Source organism: Rhodanobacter panaciterrae, from assembly GCF_014651895.1.
GTDB lineage: Bacteria > Pseudomonadota > Gammaproteobacteria > Xanthomonadales > Rhodanobacteraceae > Rhodanobacter > Rhodanobacter panaciterrae.
Window position 1 is genome coordinate 51,371 of the sequence record NZ_BMXT01000003.1, and the last position, 17,305, is coordinate 68,675.

The window sequence follows — 17,305 nt, forward strand, 5'->3', positions numbered from 1 at the left end:
AAGCCGCTCCTACACGTTACGGATAGCCATGGGATTTTCGACACTCTTCATTCGCCGGCCGATCGCCACCTCGTTGCTGATGGTCGCGATCCTGCTGCTCGGCATCCTCGGTTACCGCCAGTTGCCGGTGTCGGCGCTGCCGGAGATCGAGGCGCCCAGCCTGGTGGTGACCACGCAGTATCCGGGTGCCAGTGCCGCCACCATGGCTTCGCTGGTGACCACGCCGCTGGAGCGCAACCTTGGCCAGATTTCCGGCCTGGCGATGATGACCTCCGACTCGTCGGCCGGCCTGTCGACGATCGTGCTGCAGTTCAACATGGACCGCGACATCGACATCGCCGCGCAGGACGTGCAGTCGGCGTTGAACCAGGCGCGTGGCACCTTGCCCAGCACGCTGCCGTATCCGCCGGTGTACAACCGGGTGAATCCGGCGGATGCGCCGATCCTCACGCTAGAGCTCACCTCCGACAGCCTGCCGCTGCGCGACGTGAACAACTACGCCGATTCGATCCTGGCGCAGAAGCTGTCGCAGGTGCAGGGCGTGGGCCTGGTCTCGATCGCCGGCAACGTGCGTCCCGCGGTGCGGGTGCAGGTGAATCCGGCGCAGCTGTCCAATCTCGGTCTGACCATGGAGGACGTGCGCAGCGCGCTGACCCAGGCCAACGTGAACGCGCCGAAGGGCACGCTCAACGGCGCCACGCAGAGCTACAGCATCGGCACCAACGATCAGCTCGCCACGGCCGAGGAATACAAGAGCACCATCATCAGCTACAAGAGCAATTCGCCCGTACGTCTCTCCGATGTGGCGAACGTGGTCGATGGTGCGGAGAACGACCAGCTCGCCGCGTGGGCGAACGGCAAGCCGGCGGTGCTGCTGGACATTCGTCGCCAGCCAGGCGCGAACATCGTGCAGACGGTGGAGTCGATCCGGCAGATCCTGCCGCAGCTGCGCGCCGTGCTGCCGGCCAGCGTGCATCTGGACGTGTTCGCCGATCGCACGGTGACCATTCGCGCCTCGGTGCACGATGTCGAGTTCACCCTGCTGCTGACGATCTTCCTGGTCGTCGCGGTGATCTTCGTGTTCCTGCGCCGGTTCTGGGCCACGATCATTCCTTCGGTGGCGGTACCGCTGTCACTTCTCGGCACGTTCGGTGTGATGGCGTTCACCGGCATGTCGCTGGACAACCTTTCGCTGATGGCGCTGACCGTGGCCACCGGTTTCGTGGTCGACGATGCGATCGTGATGATCGAGAACATCGTGCGCTACATCGAGCAGGGCAAGGACGGCAAGGAGGCCGCCGAGATCGGTGCGAAGGAAATCGGCTTCACCGTGCTGTCGCTGACCGTATCGCTGGTCGCGGTATTCCTGCCGCTGCTGCTGATGCCCGGCGTCACCGGCCGCTTGTTCCACGAATTCGCGTGGGTGCTGACGATCGCGGTGACCATCTCGATGCTGGTGTCGCTGACGCTGACGCCGATGATGTGCGCCTACCTGCTCAAGCCCGACCAGTTGCCGCCCGGCGACGACGCGCACGAGCGCCAGGTGGCCGGCAGCAAACCGGATCTGTGGATGCGTACGGTGGGCGTGTACGAGCGTTCGCTGGACTGGGTGCTAGATCATCAGCGGATCACCATCACGGTGGCGGCTGCCGCCGTGGTACTCACCGTGTTCCTGTACATCGCGATTCCCAAGGGTCTGCTGCCCGAGCAGGACACCGGCATGATCACCGGCGTGGTGCAGGCCGACCAGAACGTGGCGTTCCCGCAGATGGAGCAGCGTACCCAGGCGGTGGCGGAGGCGTTGCGCAAGCAGGACGGTGTGGCAGGTGTGGCCGCCTTCATCGGTGCCGGCTCGGTCAACCCCACGCTGAACCAGGGCCAGCTCAGCATCGTGCTGAAGGACCGCGGCGATCGCGCCAACCTGGACACCATGGTAGCGAACCTGCAGGCGGCCGCGGCCGGTATTCCGGGTATCGCGCTGTACCTCAAGCCGGTGCAGGACGTGACGCTGGACAGCCAGGTGTCCGCCACGGAATACCAGTACTCGCTGTCGGACGTGAACGCGACCGAGCTGTCCGGCTATGCCAACCAGATGACCCAGGCCATGCGCCAGCGCCCGGAGCTGGCCGACGTCGGCAACAACCTCGCCGACCAGGGCACTGCGTTGAAGCTGACCATCGACCGCGACAAGGCGAGCCGGCTCGGTGTGCCGGTGCAGACGATCGATGACACGCTGTACGACTCGTTCGGCCAGCGCCAGATCTCGACCATCTTCACCCAGCTCAACCAGTACCGCGTGGTACTGGAGGTGGCACCGCAGTTCCGCACCAGCACCTCGCTGCTGAACCAGCTGGCGGTGAAGAGCAACGGCAACGGTGCGTTGACCGGCAGCAACGCGACCAGTTTCGGCCAGGCCGCCTCGAGCAATTCGTCCACCAGCACCGGCATCAGCGTCGCCAATACCGGCGTCATCATCGGCAGCGGCAGCATCATTCCGATCGCCTCGCTGGCGACGTCCGAGATCACCACCGCGCCCTTGGTGGTCAGCCATCAGCAGCAGCTGCCGGCGGTGACCGTATCGTTCAACCTGGCGCCGGGCTATTCGCTGTCGCAGGCGGTGGATGCGATCCACGAGATCGAGAAGCAGCTGAACTTCCCGGCGCAGGTACGCGGTCAATTCATCGGCAAGGCAGCGGAGTTCTCCTCCAGTCTCGGTGACGAGGTGTTGCTGCTGCTGGCCGCGGTGATCGTGATCTACATCGTGCTGGGCGTGCTGTACGAGAGCTACATCCATCCGCTGACGATCATCTCCACCCTGCCGCCGGCCGGTGTCGGTGCGCTGCTGGCGCTAATCCTGTGCGGCATGAGCCTGTCGGTGGACGGCATCGTCGGCATTGTGCTGTTGATAGGTATCGTCAAGAAGAACGCGATCATGATGATCGACTTCGCGATCGAGGCGAAACGCACCGGCCTGAATGCGCACGACGCGATCCGGCGTGCCTGCCTGCTGCGCTTCCGCCCGATCATGATGACCACCGCAGCGGCGATGCTCGGTGCATTGCCGCTCGCGCTCGGCAACGGCATCGGTTCGGAACTGCGCCGCCCGCTCGGCGTGTCGATCGTCGGCGGCCTGCTGCTGTCGCAGCTGGTGACGCTGTACACCACGCCGGTGATCTATCTGTACATGGAGCGTTTCTCCGACTGGCTCGCCGCGCGCCGCGAACAGCGCGCACTCCGGCACGCGAGCCAGGGCGCGGCGTGATGCCGCCGATGTCCCGACGTGGCCTCGCCATCGCGGGCGCCTCGGCTGGACCATGAAACAGATGGCCAATCATCCCTGCGCCGCCTCAACCTTTTCGCGGCTGAGGCGTTAGCAGGGGATGAATCTTTCACGCGCCATCTGCAATAAAGTCATCCGTACCCTGGTCAAGCCTGATCCATGAATATCTCCGGCCCGTTCATCCGCCGTCCGATCGGCACCTCGCTGCTGGCGATCGGCGTGTTCGTCGTCGGGGTGATCTGCTATGCGCTGCTCGGCGTCTCGGCGTTGCCGGACATGCAGATACCGGTGATCTTCGTGCAGGCCAGCCAGGCCGGCGCCAGTGCCGGCACGATGGCTTCCACCGTGGCCGCGCCACTGGAGCGGCACCTGGGCCAGGTCACCGGCATCGACACCATGCGTTCGTCCAGTTCGCTGGGCAGCACCCAGGTGTTCCTGATGTTCAATACCGGCCGCAACCTGGATGCCGCGGCGCGCGACGTGCAGGCGGCGATCAACGCGGCGCAGTCGGATCTGCCGTCGGGCCTCAACAACCCACCCAGTTACGAGAAGGCGAATCCGAACGACGATCCGATCATCGCCTTCGCGCTGACTTCCGACACGCAAGCCGCACGCGACCTCTACGACGTCGCCGATTCGCTGCTGGCACAGCGGCTGCGCCAGCTCGAAGGGGTGGCTTCGGTGGATATCGCCGGCGCGTCGACGCCGGCGGTGCGCGTCGACGTGAACCTGCGCGCGCTCAACGCGATGGGTCTGTCGCCGGACGATCTGCGCAACGCGCTGACCGCCGCGAACGTGACCTCGCCGCAGGGTTTCCTGTCGGACGGCCGTACCACCATGGCGGTGACGGCCAACGATGCCCTGCATAACGCCGACGATTTCGCGCAGCTGGTCATCGCGAACCAGAAGGGCGTGGCCGTGCGCCTGTCCGATGTCGCCAAGGTCTACGACGGTACCCAGGACGCGTACCAGGCGGCGTGGTTCGAGGGCAAACCCGCGATCCTGATGTACGTCTACAAGCAATCCAATGCCAACATCATCGGCACGGTGGACCGGGTCAAGGCGGCGATCCCCGAGCTGCGCGGTTATCTGCAGCCGGGCACCACACTGACACCGTATTTCGATGGCACGCCGACCATCCGTGCATCACTGCACGAAGTCCAGGCCACGCTGCTGATCAGCCTGGCGATGGTGGTGCTGACGATGGCGCTGTTCCTGCGCCGGCTGGCGCCCACCCTGATCGCTGCGGTGGCGGTGCCGTTGTCGCTGGCCGGCGCGGCGACGCTGATGTACGTGCTCGGCTACACGCTCAACAACCTGACCCTGCTGGCCTTGGTCGTCGCGATCGGCTTCGTTGTCGACGATGCGATCGTGGTGATCGAGAACATCGTGCGGCATATCGACCAGGGCATGACGCGGATGCAGGCGGCACTGACCGGTGCGCGCGAGATCGGGTTCACCATCGTGTCGATCACCGGTTCGCTGATTGCGGTGTTCATCCCGCTGCTGTTCATGGGCGGCATCACCGGCATGTTCTTCAAGGAGTTCACGATGACGCTGGTGGCGGCGATCGTGATTTCGGCCATGGTGTCGTTGACCCTCACGCCGTCCATGTGCGGTCATTTCCTGCGCGGACATCGCGAAGCGGCGGAATCGTCGCGCTGGGGCCAGGCGATCGACCGCTTCCACCAGCGCATGCTGGCGGTCTATACCCGCGCGCTGGATTTCTCGCTGCGGCATGCCTTGCTGCTATCGCTGACGCCGCTGATCCTGATCGGCGTCACCGTATTCCTGTTCACCCAGGTCAAGACCAGCCTGTTTCCGCAGCAGGACACCGGCCTGATTCGTGGTCGCGCGACGTCGGGCGCCACCGTGTCGTTCCAGGATTCCGTCGATCGCCAGCAACGCTTGATTGACATGCTGCTGAAGGATCACGACGTCGCCACCGTCGGCGCGCGACTGGGCAGCAGTCGGCAGGGCGCCAGCGGTTTCTTCGACATCCAACTGAAGACGCACCAGGCAGGACGCACGGACAATACCTTCGATGCGCTGGCGCGGCTCAGTGCGAAGGCGGCGAAGTACCCGGACCTGAATGTGCGGCTGCGCCCGATCCAGGACTTGCCCAGCTTCGGTGGTGGTGGCAGCAGCCAGGGCGCGCAGTACCAGATATCACTGCAGGGCGACGACCTGGCCAAGCTGCAGGAATGGCTGCCGAAGCTGGTCACCGAGCTGAAGAAGAATACCCAGCTGCGGGATGTCGGCAGCGACATCGATGATGCCGGCCTCGAGCAGGATATCGTGATCGATCGCGACAAGGCCGCCCGGCTCGGACTCTCGATCGGCACCATCGATGGCGCGCTGTACGATGCGTTCGGCCAGCGTCAGGTATCGACGATCTATTCCGATCTCAACCAGTACAAGGTGGTGATCAACGCGCTGCCGAACCAGACCGCGTCACCGGCTTCGCTTAACAGCACCTACGTGAAGTCGACCAACGGCAAGATGATTCCGCTGACCGCGTTCGCGCACCAGCAGGCTGGCCTCGCACCGACCCAGGTCACCCACCAGAACCAGCAGACCACGATGGGTCTCAGCTTCAACCTGGCGCCCGGCGTGAGCATGGGCGAGGCGTTGCAAGTGATCCAGGCCACGGCCAACAGCATGCGCATGCCGGGCGACATCAAGCTCAACGTGGGTGGCGATTTCCAACGTTTCCAGCAGTCGCAGAGCGGCATGCTGTGGCTGGTGCTGGGCGCGATCCTCACCGTCTACATCGTGCTCGGCATGCTGTACGAGAGCCTGATCCATCCGGTGACGATCCTGTCCACCCTGCCGGCGGCCGGCGTCGGTGCGTTGCTGGCGCTGTGGCTCACCAACACCGACCTGTCGGTGATCGCGCAGATCGCGCTGGTGCTGTTGATCGGCATCGTCAAGAAGAACGCGATCATGATGATCGACTTCGCCCTGGTCGCCGAACGCGAGCACGGCAAGAATCCGATGGAGGCCGTGCGCGAGGCCTGCATCGTGCGCTTCCGCCCGATCATGATGACCACCATGGTGGCGATCCTCGCCGCATTGCCGATCGCGATCGGCCTGGGCGAAGGCTCCGAGCTGCGCCGTCCGCTCGGCATCGCGCTGATCGGCGGCCTGCTGATCTCGCAAAGCCTCACCCTGCTCAGCACACCCGCGCTGTACGTGATCTTCTCGTGCCTGGCCGAGCGGCGCAGAAGCTGGAGCGCACGTCGACGTGAGCGCAAGACCATTGTGGCCAGCGCCAGCGCCGGATGAGCTTCTCTGCACGCTGAACTCGCGCTGGCGGCAGCAGTTCGAAGGGGCTGCGTGCACACTTTGACTGAACGCGCGCGCAGCGCACTCACAAGCCGTTAACTGCAAGCTGCGTATCACTGACCGCTCTTCCGAAGCGGAGATGCGTTCATGGGCAACGAGAACAGCCGAGTCGCATTTCTCCGATGTGCATCGCGATCAGCTCGCTGATCCGGATCGGATCACGACCGGCCAGCAGCTGAAGATTCCCGCCACGCCCTGAACCACTGCCCAGTTCAACGCAGGAGATACGTCCCATGAAGATGACTCGCCCACCCTTGATCCTTGCCGCATCGCTGGCCGCCGTTCTGGCCTTGAGTGCCTGCGGCAAGCATGATGAATCGGCTTCGTCGGTACCGGCCACGCCACCGCCGGCCGCCTCCGCACCGGCGATGGCGCCGGCGCCATCGCCGGCATCCACGGCAGCCGCGGGCATGCCGGCCAGCGACGCGCCCGCTGCCGTCACGTTCGGCTCGGTGGAGCTGGGATCAACCGTCGATGCCAGCAACAAGATCCTCGCCAGCGGCAGCAGCTTCGCCCCGTCGGACACCATCTATGCCTCGGTCGACACCAGCGGCAGCGGCACCGCCACGCTGGCTGCGACGTGGAGCGACCAGGACGGCAAGACCGTGCACGAGGACAGCAAGACCCTCAATTCCAGCGGTCCGGAGACCACCGCCTTCATGATCAGCAAACCCAGTGGCTTCGCGGCCGGCAATTACAAGGTCGACATTTCCTTGAATGGCAGCCAAGTCGCCAGCAAGGATTTCTCGATCAGGTAAGTCGCGGCAGCAGCGACGGATGCAACAAGGGCGCGGCCATGCCGCGCCCTTTGTCGTTGCGGCGATGAGTGCTTCACCGTCCGTGCTTTCCCCTCCCCGGCGAAAACGCGACAATGGGAGGCTTTCGTGAGTGCCGATCGGGCTCGCCCAGGGCAACCTGGAATGATCCGGCTGGCGCAGACGTGATGCGTCTGCGACGGCGGCTCCCAGCGGCAGCCCATCCCTGAACGTCGTAACTAGAGAGGTCCATCAGACAATGTCCACCACGCCCAAGATCATCTACACGCTGACCGATGAAGCGCCGTTTCTGGCCACGCAGTCCCTGTTGCCGATCATCGCCGCGTTCACCGGCATCGCGGGTATCAAGGTGGAGGCGCGCGACATCTCGCTGGCCGGCCGCATCATTGCGCTGTTCCCTGAGTTCCTGCGCGACGATCAGAAGATGGCCGACGACCTGGCCGAGCTGGGCCAGCTCGCCACCACGCCCGAAGCGAACATCATCAAGCTGCCGAACATCAGCGCCTCGATGCCGCAGCTGAAGGCGGCGATCAAAGAGCTGCAGAGCCAGGGCTACGCGTTGCCGGAGTATCCGGACGAGCCGAAGGATGCGTCGGAAAAGGACATCAAGTCGCGCTATGACCGGGTCAAGGGCAGCGCGGTGAATCCGGTGCTGCGCGAGGGCAACTCCGATCGCCGCGCACCGACGTCGGTGAAAAACTATGCGCGCAAGCATCCGCACAAGATGGGCGCGTGGAGCAAGGATTCGAAGACCCACGTGGCGCATATGGACGGTGGCGATTTCTACGGCACCGAGAAATCTACCGTCGTCGCGCAGGCCGGCAACGTCAGCATCGAGTGGTTCGGCAAGGACGGCAGCCATACCGTGCTGAAGCCGAAGACTGCCTTGCTGGCCGGCGAGATCATCGACGCCGCGGTGATGAGCAAGCGCGCGCTGGCCAGCTTCATTGACGCGCAGATTGCCGATGCGAAGCAGCAGGGTGTGCTGTTCTCCGTGCATCTGAAGGCGACCATGATGAAGGTCTCCGATCCGATCATGTTCGGCGTGGTGATCAGCGAGTTCTACGCGGACGTGCTGGCGAAGCACGCTGCTGTGCTGAAGCAGGTCGGTTTCAATCCGAACAACGGCATCGGCGACCTGTATGCGCGCATCGCCGCGTTGCCGGAAGCGCAGCAGTCGCAGATCAAGGCCGATATCGACGCGGAGTACGCGCAGCGTCCGGGTCTGGCGATGGTCAATTCCGACAAGGGCATCACGAGCCTGCATGTGTCCAGCGACGTGATCATCGATGCCTCGATGCCGGCGATGATCCGCGACTCCGGCAAGATGTGGAACGCCGAAGGCAAGCTGCAGGACATCGTCGCGGTGATCCCCGACCGCAGCTACGCCGGCGTGTATCAAGCCACCATCGACGACTGCAAGACGCATGGCGCGTTCGATCCGGCGACTATGGGCAGCGTGCCGAACGTGGGCCTGATGGCGCAGGCGGCCGAAGAATACGGCTCGCACGACAAGACCTTCCAGATTGCCGCCGACGGCGTGGTGAAGGTGATCGACGAAGCCGGTAACGTACTGCTGCAGCACGAGGTCGAGGCGGGCGATATCTGGCGCATGTGCCAGACCAAGGATGCGCCGATCCAGGATTGGGTGAAGCTGGCGGTGAGCCGCGCGCGGCACACGCCGGCGGTGTTCTGGCTGGATCCGCAGCGCGCCCATGACGCGCAGATGATCAAGAAAGTCGAGCGTTACCTGAAGGATCACGACCTCAGCGGCCTGGACATCCGCATCATGGATCCGGTCGCAGCCACGAAGTTCTCGCTGGAGCGCATCCGCCAGGGGCTGGACACGATTTCCGTCACCGGCAACGTGCTGCGCGACTACCTGACCGACCTGTTCCCGATCATGGAGCTGGGAACCAGCGCCAAGATGCTCTCGATCGTGCCGCTGATGGCCGGCGGTGGCCTGTTCGAAACCGGCGCCGGCGGTTCCGCGCCCAAGCACGTGCAGCAATTCCTCGAAGAGGACTACCTGCGCTGGGATTCGCTGGGCGAGTTCCTCGCGCTGGCCGCGTCGCTGGAACATCTGGGCAATCGTTACGGTAGTGCCGAGGTCGACGTGCTGGCCAAGACGCTCGATCAGGCCAACGGCAAGTTCCTCGACAACAACAAGTCGCCGTCACGCAAGGTCGGTGAACTGGACAACCGCGGCAGTCATTTCTACCTGGCGCTGTACTGGGCGCAGGCGCTGGCCTCGCAGGATACGCATCCCGCACTGAAGGCGAAGTTCGCATCGCTGGCCAAGGCTTTGCAGGAGAACGAGGCGAAGATCGTCGCCGAACTCAATGGCGCGCAGGGCAAGCCGGTGGATATCCAGGGTTATTACCACCCGAACCTGAAGCTGGTCAGTGCGGCCATGCGCCCCAGCGCGACGTTCAACACTGCGCTGGCGATGCTGTCGGCTTGAGGTAGTCGCGTTGATCTGAACGTGCTGCACGCACAACGGCAGTGACAGAAACGGGGCGCTCCATGGCGCCCCGTTTCTGTCTGGATGGTCGCCGATCCATGGGCAACCTGCGAGTCAGGATCGGCCTGACACAATGCATGTCTATGAAGATGGAGCCTTGCCGATGCGTCTGATGCGCGCTTTATTCCTGTTCGTGTTGAGCGGCCTGCTGCCGGTGTTCGCACAGTCGACGGTGACCACGACCGTGCCGCCACCGGTGCCATCGGACGTGGCCGAACTCGCTGCCGTGGTCGTCACCGGTGTGCAGCCCGGGCCCGGGCTGTGGAAGGTGACCCGGAAAGATCCGGCGACCGGCGACCATGTGTTGTGGGTGCTCGGCACGCTGTCGCCGTTGCCGCAGAGCGTGCAATGGCAGTCGCATGACCTTGAGCAGGTGATCAGCGAGTCGCAGCAGGTGCTGTTGTCGCCGTCGGTCACGTTCAAGGCCGATGTCGGCTTTCTCGGCAAGATGTTCCTGTTGCCGTCGGCCTACAGCGCACGCAAGAACGACGATGGGCAAACCCTGCAACAGGTTCTGCCGCCGCCGGTGTATGCGCGCTGGCAGGTGCTCAAGCAGAAGTACATCGGCAACGATCGTGGCATCGAGCGCTGGCGGCCGATCTTCGTGGCGCAGGAGCTGTACAAGAGAGCGATCAAGGCCAATGGCCTGAGCAAGACCGGCGGGATCCAGGCCAACGTCGACGCGCTGGCCAAGCGCTACGGCGTCAAGGAAGTGCCGACCAGCTATCAGGTGGTCATCGAACATCCGGGTGCGGCGCTCAAGGCATTCAAGAGCTCAGCCCCGCACGACACGACGTGTTTCATTCGCACGATGGACAGCATCGAGCAGGACATGCCGGCGATGAAGGCGCGCGCCAACGCATGGGCCACCGGTGATCTGCAGGCGCTGCGCGAGCTGCCCGACAGTGCGCGCCGGGATGCCTGTGTTGCGGCGCTCGCCGATGCGGGTTTTGCGCGCACGCTGGGACTCGATGATGTGCCGGCGAAGCTGGCACAGGTCTGGCTGGCTGCTGCACGCGCAACATTAGGCAGCAATAAGCAGTCGTTCGCGATGCTGCCGATGGATGAGCTGCTGAAGCCGGACGGCTATATCAGCAAGCTGAAGGCGCAGGGTTATGTGGTCGAGTCACCGGAAGATGACGATGCCGATCCGGCGGCCAGCAGCAGCGTCGGCGTCAGCAAGGGCGTCGGCTCGGCATCGCACTGATCAGCCGGCGCTGGCCAGATCCAGCTGCGCGATCTCGTCGTGGCTCAGCTGCAGTGACGTGGCGCCAAGCAATTCATGCAACTGTTCCACGCTGGTGGCGCTGACGATCGGTGCGGTAAGACCGGGCCGGGCGATCAGCCACCCCAGCGCGACCTGGGCCGGCGTGGCGTGGTGTGCGGCAGCGACCGCATCGAGCGTGGCGAGCACCTGCTGGCCATGCGGATTCAGGAATTTCTTCACGGCGCCACCGCGTGCCGCGCTCTTGGCCAGGTCGGCGGCATTGCGGTACTTGCCACTGAGGAAGCCACTGGCCAGCGCGTAGTAGCTGATCACCCCGATGTTTTCCGCGCGGATCAGCGGTTCCAGTTCCTTCTCGTAGCCGGCGCGGCTGACCAGGTTGTATTCCGGTTGCAGGCTTTCGTAGCGCGGCAGGCCATGTTGTTTCGAGACCGCCAGCGCATCGGCAAAGCGTGCGGCGCCGTAGTTGGAGGCGCCGATCACGCGCACTTTGCCGGCCTCGATCAGTCGTGCGAACGCGCCCAGCGTTTCCGCCATCGGCACGCTGGCATCGTCCTCATGCGCCTGATACAGATCGATGTGGTCGGTCTGCAGGCGCTGGAGCGAGCCATCGACGGCCTGCTGGATATTGGCCGGCGACAGGCCGGGGTGCTCGGCCCATTTCGCCACCTTGGTGGCGATCACCACCTGGCCGCGCTTGCCGCTCTGCTTGAGCCAGCGACCGATGATGGTTTCCGACTCGCCGCCGCGATTGCCCGGGACCCACGCGGAATACACATCAGCGGTATCGATCAGATTGCCGCCGCCGCCGACGAACGCATCAAGCAGTTCGAACGAGCGCTTTTCGTCGGCACTCCAACCGAACACGTTGCCGCCGAACGCGAGCGGGGCGATGGACAACGACGATTTGCCAAGTGGGCGCTTGTGCACGGGTGAACACCTCGAGCCATGGGAAGTGCCAAGCATGCACGCGTCCGGGCAAATAAGGCGTGATTGATCCGGGGCGGTTGCGCGCCGGACACGGGTGGCGTCGACTCAGCGCGGTCCGACCAGCCGCGGCCAGACCGCCGCGCAGCACATCCGCGCGATGGTCTTGGGTTTCGCCGGGGCGGGCTTGCGCCGACTCGTCGTGGTGCGGGTATCGGGGCGCCAGGGCAGATCGTTATGGGTGACGTGGCCATGCAGGAACAACAGGTTGGTCCAGAGTGAGCTCATGACGGGATCTCCTGAGAGCATCGAGGCTTGGTGTGAGTTCAAGATACGCGGGCCACACGCCGCCAAAAAGCGATATATTGGCAAGCCAGACTTGAGAGAAATTCAAGATGGGAAAGCTGCCGCTGGGCTTGCTGCAACAGTTCGTGCTGGTCGCCCGGCTGGGCAATCTGTCGCGCGCCGCGACGCAGGCGAATCTCACCGTGAGTGCGCTCAGTCATCAGATGCGCCAGCTGGAAGAGCGGCTGGAGCGACGGCTGTTCGAACGCGGGCCGCGTGGAGTGACACTGACCGTCGAGGGCTGCAGCCTGCTCGAGGCGGTCGGCGAGCATTTCGACGGCATCGAGCATGCGCTGTCGCGCTACCACCAGCGTCGCCACGATGCGCTCGCGCTCAGCGCCAGTCCCGGCATCATGTCGAGCTGGCTGGTGCCGCGACTGCCGCGACTGGTCGCGCGGCATCCGGACCTGGAACTCAGCCTGCAGTCGACGTCGGCGCTGGTGAATTTCGAGCGTGAGCCGGTCGATGTCGGTCTGCGCTACGGTCGTGGCGACTGGCCCGGCCTGCACAGCGAGCGGCTGTTCGGTGAATGGATTGCGCCGGTCGCGGCGCCCGAACTGGTGGCGCGGATGGACGGCGTCGATCCGCGTGACCTGTCGCGCTGGCCGCTGCTCGGCGAACCGCCGCCCTCCACGCGCTGGAGTGACTGGTTCGCCCGCAGCGGCGGTACGCCACCGACGCGCTACGTGGCGCAGTTCGACAGCCTCGATGCGCTGCGCCACGCAGCGCTGGAAGGTCTTGGCGTGGCGCTGGGGCGGATGGTGACGTCGAAGTCGCTGATCGACGCCGGGCGGCTGCAGGTGCTGGGCGAAAGCTACCTGGCGGTGAAGGAGGCGTACTGGCTGGTGTATCCGCCGCGCTCGCAGGAGCATCGCGGCTTGCAGCTGTTCCGCGAATGGCTGCTGGCTGAGGCGGACGACTATGGCCGCCAGATGTCGGCGTTTCGGCCCGATGACACGCCACTGGGCTGATGCGGTTTCGCAAAGCGGGCGGACCCGTCATCATCGTGGGTCGTTGCAGGCCGCTTGCCAGGAGTTTGAACCATGAAGTCACGTGCCGCCGTAGCCTGGGAAGCGGGCAAACCGCTCACGATTGAGCAAGTCGATGTCGCCGCACCGAAGGCCGGCGAGGTGCTGGTGCGCATCGTCGCCACCGGTGTCTGCCACACCGATGCGTTCACCTTGTCGGGCGCCGATCCGGAAGGCATGTTCCCGGTGATCCTCGGGCATGAAGGCGGTGGCATCGTCGAGGAAGTCGGTGCGGGCGTCACCTCGCTCAAGGTTGGCGACCACGTGATCCCGCTGTACACGCCCGAATGCGGCGAGTGCAAATTCTGCCGTTCGGGCAAGACCAACCTGTGCCAGAAGATCCGCATCACCCAGGGCAAGGGCCTGATGCCCGACGGCACCTCGCGCTTCTCGCTCAACGGCAAGCCGCTGCTGCATTACATGGGCACCAGCACCTTCAGCGAATACACCGTGCTGCCGGAAATTTCGCTGGCGAAGATCAACCCGGCTGCGCCACTGGAAAAAGTGTGTCTGCTCGGTTGCGGCATCACCACCGGCATCGGCGCGGTACTCAATACGGCGAAGGTCGAGCCGGGTGCATCGGTGGCCGTGTTCGGCATGGGCGGTATCGGCTTGTCGGTAGTGCAGGGCGCGGTGATGGCGAAGGCCGGCCGCATCGTGGTGGTCGACACCAACCCGGCGAAGTTCGAGATGGCGAAATTGCTCGGTGCGACCGACTGCATCAATCCGAAGGATTACCCGGACACGCCGATCCAGCAGGTGATCGTGGATCTCACCGATGGCGGCGTGGACTATTCGTTCGAGTGCATCGGCAACGTCCATGTGATGCGCGCGGCGCTGGAGTGCTGCCACAAGGGCTGGGGCGAGTCGATCATCATCGGCGTGGCCGGCGCCGGGCAGGAGATCAGCACGCGGCCGTTCCAGCTGGTGACTGGTCGCGTGTGGCGCGGTTCCGCGTTCGGCGGGGTCAAGGGTCGCTCGCAATTACCCGGCTATGTCGATCGCTACATGGCCGGCGAGATCCGGATCGACGAGATGATCACCGAGGTACTGCCGCTGGAGCGTATCAACGACGCGTTCGAGCTGATGCATGCAGGCAGGGTGATCCGCTCGGTGATCCACTACTGACAGGAGCTGCCGAAGCTCTAGAATAAGCGCGCGCCGCCAGCTCATCTTGCTGGTGGTGTTTATCTTTCCATGTCTGCATGTCCATCGGGTCATCCTGAGAGCCGCGCCGTCAGCCTTGTCGACGGCACGGCGAATTTCAGCCCCGTGGCGAAACGGGCGCGTTGTGGGGGCATCGACTTCTCTGAAGCATCCACCGGGCGTGCACATGGTTTTCGTGATACTGCGTCAAGTCTGGCTGGCTGATACGCCAAGGGGTCACCAATGAAACGCGGGATGAAAGCGACTGGTCTGGGTGCTGCCTTGTTGCTGGCCATGCTTTTCGGCATGCCGGTCATGGTCAACGCCCAAGTAGCGCCAACGGCGTCGACCGAGCCGGATCAGCCCACCGACGAACTGGTGCCGCCGACCAGTGCCAGCGATTTCACGTCGTCCCAGTTGGACAGCGTGCTGGCCGGCAGCTGGCGCTCGCCCGCGAACCGTGCACGCGACGTGTATCGCCATCCCAAGGCGACCTTGCAGTTCTTCGGTATCCGGCCGGATCAGACGGTGGTGGAAATCACGCCAGGCGGTGGCTGGTACAGCGAAATCCTCGCGCCGCTGCTGCATGACAACGGCCACTACATCGCCGCGGTGCAGGTGCCCGCCGGTGGTGGCGAAGCGCGTCGCGATGGCGATGCCCTGCATCAGAAGTTTTCCGCTGACGCGGCGCACTATGGCAAGGCGAAGTTCGTCGAATTCGATCCGAAGGCGCCGGTGTTCGGGGCGCCCGGTTCGGTCGATCTGGTGTTGACCTTCCGCAACGTGCACAACTGGATCGCCTCCAATAAAGATGGGGCCGATACCGCGCCGGCGATGTTCAAGGCGTTCTTCGCGGTGTTGCGGCCCGGCGGCGTGCTCGGGGTGGTCGACCATCGGGCCAACGATGGGACATCGTTGGACGCGGTGAAGCAGAGCGGCTACCTGCCGACCCGTTACGTGGTGCAGTTGGCTACCGCGGCGGGCTTCACGCTGGACGAAAGCAGCGAGATCAATGCCAACCCGAAGGACACCAAGGATTATCCGAAGGGTGTGTGGACGCTGCCACCGACGCTCACACTGGGCGAGCAGGACAAGGCGAAGTATCTGGCGATCGGCGAATCCGACCGGATGACGCTGCGCTTCATCAAGCCGGCGGCACCGGCTGTTTCGGCATCGATTCACTGAGGCCATCGCGCGCCCGCTGGCGAGGCGCGCGAGTCGGACACGCATGCTGATCGCATTGAACAAACCGTTTGGCGTGTTGTGCCAATTCACCGATCCGGACGGGCGGCGCACGCTGGCCGAATTCGTCAGGCAAAAAGACGTCTATGCGGCTGGACGGCTGGATCATGATAGTGAAGGTCTGCTGTTGCTGACCGACGATGGACGATTGGCGCAGCGGCTGACTGACCCACGCTACAAGCAGGGCAAGACCTACCTGGCCCAGGTCGATGGTGCGATCGACGAGGCGGCGCTGCAGGCACTGTGTCATGGCGTGCTGTTGAACGACGGCCCAACCCTGCCGGCCGAAGCCGTATTGGCCACCGAGCCGGACTGGCTGTGGCCACGCGATCCGCCGGTCCGTTTCCGCAAGAGCATTCCCACCAGCTGGCTCAGCCTCACCCTGCGCGAAGGCCGCAACCGCCAGGTGCGTCGAATGACGGCGGCGGTGGGCTTTCCGACCCTGCGCCTGATCCGCGTGCGGATCGGCGAGCATGCGTTGGACGGGCTGGCGCCGGGTGAAACGAGGGTGCTCGCCGGTTGAGGGCGGACGTTGTACTCCCTCCCCTGCATGCAGGGGAGGGTTGGCGACCGCAAGGGAGTCCTTTAGGTGAGGGGTGCTTTTGACCATGAAGTGCCCCCTGCGCGCAGAGGGACCAGACCTCACGGCAGCCCGAAGAACACCTCGGCCGTCGCCGTGCTGTTGGCCGCGGTGACTTCCACCGGCTCGCCGCGGTCGCGCGCGATCTCCTCGCAGATGTGCTTCAGATACATCGGCTCGTTGCGCCGGTGTGCCGGTGGCGGCCGCACCGTGCGGGGCAGCAGGTAGGGCGCGTCGGTCTCGATCATCAATCGGTTTGCCGGAATCTCGCGCACCAGTTCGCGCAGATGGGTGCCACGGCGTTCGTCGCAGATCCAGCCGGTGATGCCGATATGGCAATCCAGCGCCAGGTAATCCCGCAGCGCCTCGCCGGTATCGGTGAAGCAGTGCACCACGGCCGCGGGAATCTTGTCGCGATAACGGCGCAGCAGCGCGATGAAGTCCGCGTGTGCATCGCGCTGGTGCAGAAACAGCGGCTTCTGCACATCCACGGCAATCTGCAACTGCCGCTCGAACACCTGCAACTGCACATCGCGCGGCGAATAGTTGCGGTTGTAGTCCAGCCCGGTTTCGCCGATCGCGCGAACCGAAGCCTCGCGCGCCAGTTCGCGCAGCAGGGCATCAGTGGCGTCGTCATAGTCGATCGCATGGTGGGGATGCACGCCGACCGTGGCGAACAACAGGCCGGGATGGGCCTTGGCCAAGGCCAGTGCATGCCTGCTGCCGTCGCGCGAGGCACCAGTAACGATCATTCGCGTCACACCATGCGTTAGCGCACGTTGCAGCACGGCATCGAGATCAGGGTGGAACGACTCGTGGCAAAGGTTGGCGCCGATATCAAGTAACTGCATGGTCTTGGCCGTTAAAGAGCCGCCAATTCTGGC

Annotated in this window: 12 protein-coding genes; 9 read left to right on the forward strand and 3 right to left on the reverse strand. The window is 64.5% G+C overall.

All coding sequences use genetic code 11. The features are described 5' to 3' along the window. The first annotated feature begins 28 nt into the window (after nt 1-28). The 5 genes from IE071_RS13745 (at nt 29) to IE071_RS13765 (ending at nt 11,135) form a co-directional block, all read left to right on the forward strand. On the forward strand, nt 29-3,262 hold the full coding sequence (locus tag IE071_RS13745) for an efflux RND transporter permease subunit (protein WP_189441962.1): 3,234 nt from the start codon (nt 29-31) through the stop codon (nt 3,260-3,262). A 177-nt stretch (nt 3,263-3,439) separates the two neighbouring features. After that, a complete protein-coding gene (locus IE071_RS13750) occupies nt 3,440-6,568 on the forward strand; it encodes an efflux RND transporter permease subunit (protein WP_189441963.1) in 3,129 nt (1,042 codons plus the stop codon). 293 nt (nt 6,569-6,861) lie between these two features. Next, on the forward strand, nt 6,862-7,386 hold the full coding sequence (locus tag IE071_RS13755; protein ID WP_189441965.1) for a hypothetical protein: 525 nt from the start codon (nt 6,862-6,864) through the stop codon (nt 7,384-7,386). Nucleotides 7,387-7,642: 256 nt separating this feature from the next. Continuing rightward, nucleotides 7,643-9,868, forward strand: coding sequence for an NADP-dependent isocitrate dehydrogenase (locus tag IE071_RS13760; protein ID WP_189441968.1), 2,226 nt, complete (start codon nt 7,643-7,645; stop codon nt 9,866-9,868). A gap of 163 nt (nt 9,869-10,031) precedes the next feature. Next, on the forward strand, nt 10,032-11,135 hold the full coding sequence (locus tag IE071_RS13765) for a TraB/GumN family protein (protein ID WP_189441970.1): 1,104 nt from the start codon (nt 10,032-10,034) through the stop codon (nt 11,133-11,135). Here the strand turns inward: IE071_RS13765 and IE071_RS13770 are convergent, their stop codons facing one another. Further along, nucleotides 11,136-12,083 (reverse strand): aldo/keto reductase, encoded by a 948-nt coding sequence (locus IE071_RS13770; protein WP_189441972.1) that lies wholly within the window; start codon nt 12,081-12,083, stop codon nt 11,136-11,138. A 105-nt stretch (nt 12,084-12,188) separates the two neighbouring features. Next, on the reverse strand, nt 12,189-12,368 hold the full coding sequence (locus IE071_RS13775) for a hypothetical protein (protein ID WP_189441974.1): 180 nt from the start codon (nt 12,366-12,368) through the stop codon (nt 12,189-12,191). A gap of 107 nt (nt 12,369-12,475) precedes the next feature. On the opposite strand from IE071_RS13775, the gene IE071_RS13780 reads away from it, so the two are divergent. The 4 genes from IE071_RS13780 to IE071_RS13795 all read left to right on the forward strand — a co-directional run bounded on the left by IE071_RS13780 (nt 12,476) and on the right by IE071_RS13795 (nt 16,364). Next, a complete protein-coding gene (locus tag IE071_RS13780) occupies nt 12,476-13,396 on the forward strand; it encodes a LysR substrate-binding domain-containing protein (RefSeq protein WP_189441976.1) in 921 nt (306 codons plus the stop codon). Between the two features lie 72 nt (nt 13,397-13,468). Continuing rightward, nucleotides 13,469-14,581: an S-(hydroxymethyl)glutathione dehydrogenase/class III alcohol dehydrogenase gene (locus tag IE071_RS13785; protein WP_189441977.1), complete on the forward strand. Its 1,113-nt coding sequence runs from the start codon at nt 13,469-13,471 to the stop codon at nt 14,579-14,581. A gap of 273 nt (nt 14,582-14,854) precedes the next feature. Continuing rightward, nucleotides 14,855-15,784, forward strand: a complete 930-nt coding sequence (locus IE071_RS13790; protein ID WP_189441979.1) for a class I SAM-dependent methyltransferase — start codon at nt 14,855-14,857, stop codon at nt 15,782-15,784. Nucleotides 15,785-15,827: 43 nt separating this feature from the next. Further along, a complete protein-coding gene (locus IE071_RS13795) occupies nt 15,828-16,364 on the forward strand; it encodes a pseudouridine synthase (RefSeq protein WP_189441980.1) in 537 nt (178 codons plus the stop codon). A gap of 119 nt (nt 16,365-16,483) precedes the next feature. On the opposite strand, the gene IE071_RS13800 is transcribed toward IE071_RS13795, so the two are convergent. Continuing rightward, on the reverse strand, nt 16,484-17,272 hold the full coding sequence (locus tag IE071_RS13800; RefSeq protein ID WP_189441981.1) for a TatD family hydrolase: 789 nt from the start codon (nt 17,270-17,272) through the stop codon (nt 16,484-16,486). Nucleotides 17,273-17,305 lie beyond the last annotated feature (33 nt).

What these genes read in the sequence shown, in the direction of transcription:
- IE071_RS13755 (WP_189441965.1), top strand. Translation starts at nt 6,862, where the DNA reads ATGAAGATGACTCGCCCACCCTTGATCCTTGCCGCATCGCTGGCCGCC.
- IE071_RS13795 (WP_189441980.1), top strand. Translation starts at nt 15,828, where the DNA reads ATGCTGATCGCATTGAACAAACCGTTTGGCGTGTTGTGCCAATTCACC.
- IE071_RS13760 (WP_189441968.1), top strand. Translation starts at nt 7,643, where the DNA reads ATGTCCACCACGCCCAAGATCATCTACACGCTGACCGATGAAGCGCCG.
- IE071_RS13800 (WP_189441981.1), bottom strand. Translation starts at nt 17,272, where the DNA reads ATGCAGTTACTTGATATCGGCGCCAACCTTTGCCACGAGTCGTTCCAC.
- IE071_RS13775 (WP_189441974.1), bottom strand. Translation starts at nt 12,368, where the DNA reads ATGAGCTCACTCTGGACCAACCTGTTGTTCCTGCATGGCCACGTCACC.
- IE071_RS13780 (WP_189441976.1), top strand. Translation starts at nt 12,476, where the DNA reads ATGGGAAAGCTGCCGCTGGGCTTGCTGCAACAGTTCGTGCTGGTCGCC.
- IE071_RS13745 (WP_189441962.1), top strand. Translation starts at nt 29, where the DNA reads ATGGGATTTTCGACACTCTTCATTCGCCGGCCGATCGCCACCTCGTTG.
- IE071_RS13785 (WP_189441977.1), top strand. Translation starts at nt 13,469, where the DNA reads ATGAAGTCACGTGCCGCCGTAGCCTGGGAAGCGGGCAAACCGCTCACG.
- IE071_RS13765 (WP_189441970.1), top strand. Translation starts at nt 10,032, where the DNA reads ATGCGTCTGATGCGCGCTTTATTCCTGTTCGTGTTGAGCGGCCTGCTG.
- IE071_RS13790 (WP_189441979.1), top strand. Translation starts at nt 14,855, where the DNA reads ATGAAAGCGACTGGTCTGGGTGCTGCCTTGTTGCTGGCCATGCTTTTC.
- IE071_RS13750 (WP_189441963.1), top strand. Translation starts at nt 3,440, where the DNA reads ATGAATATCTCCGGCCCGTTCATCCGCCGTCCGATCGGCACCTCGCTG.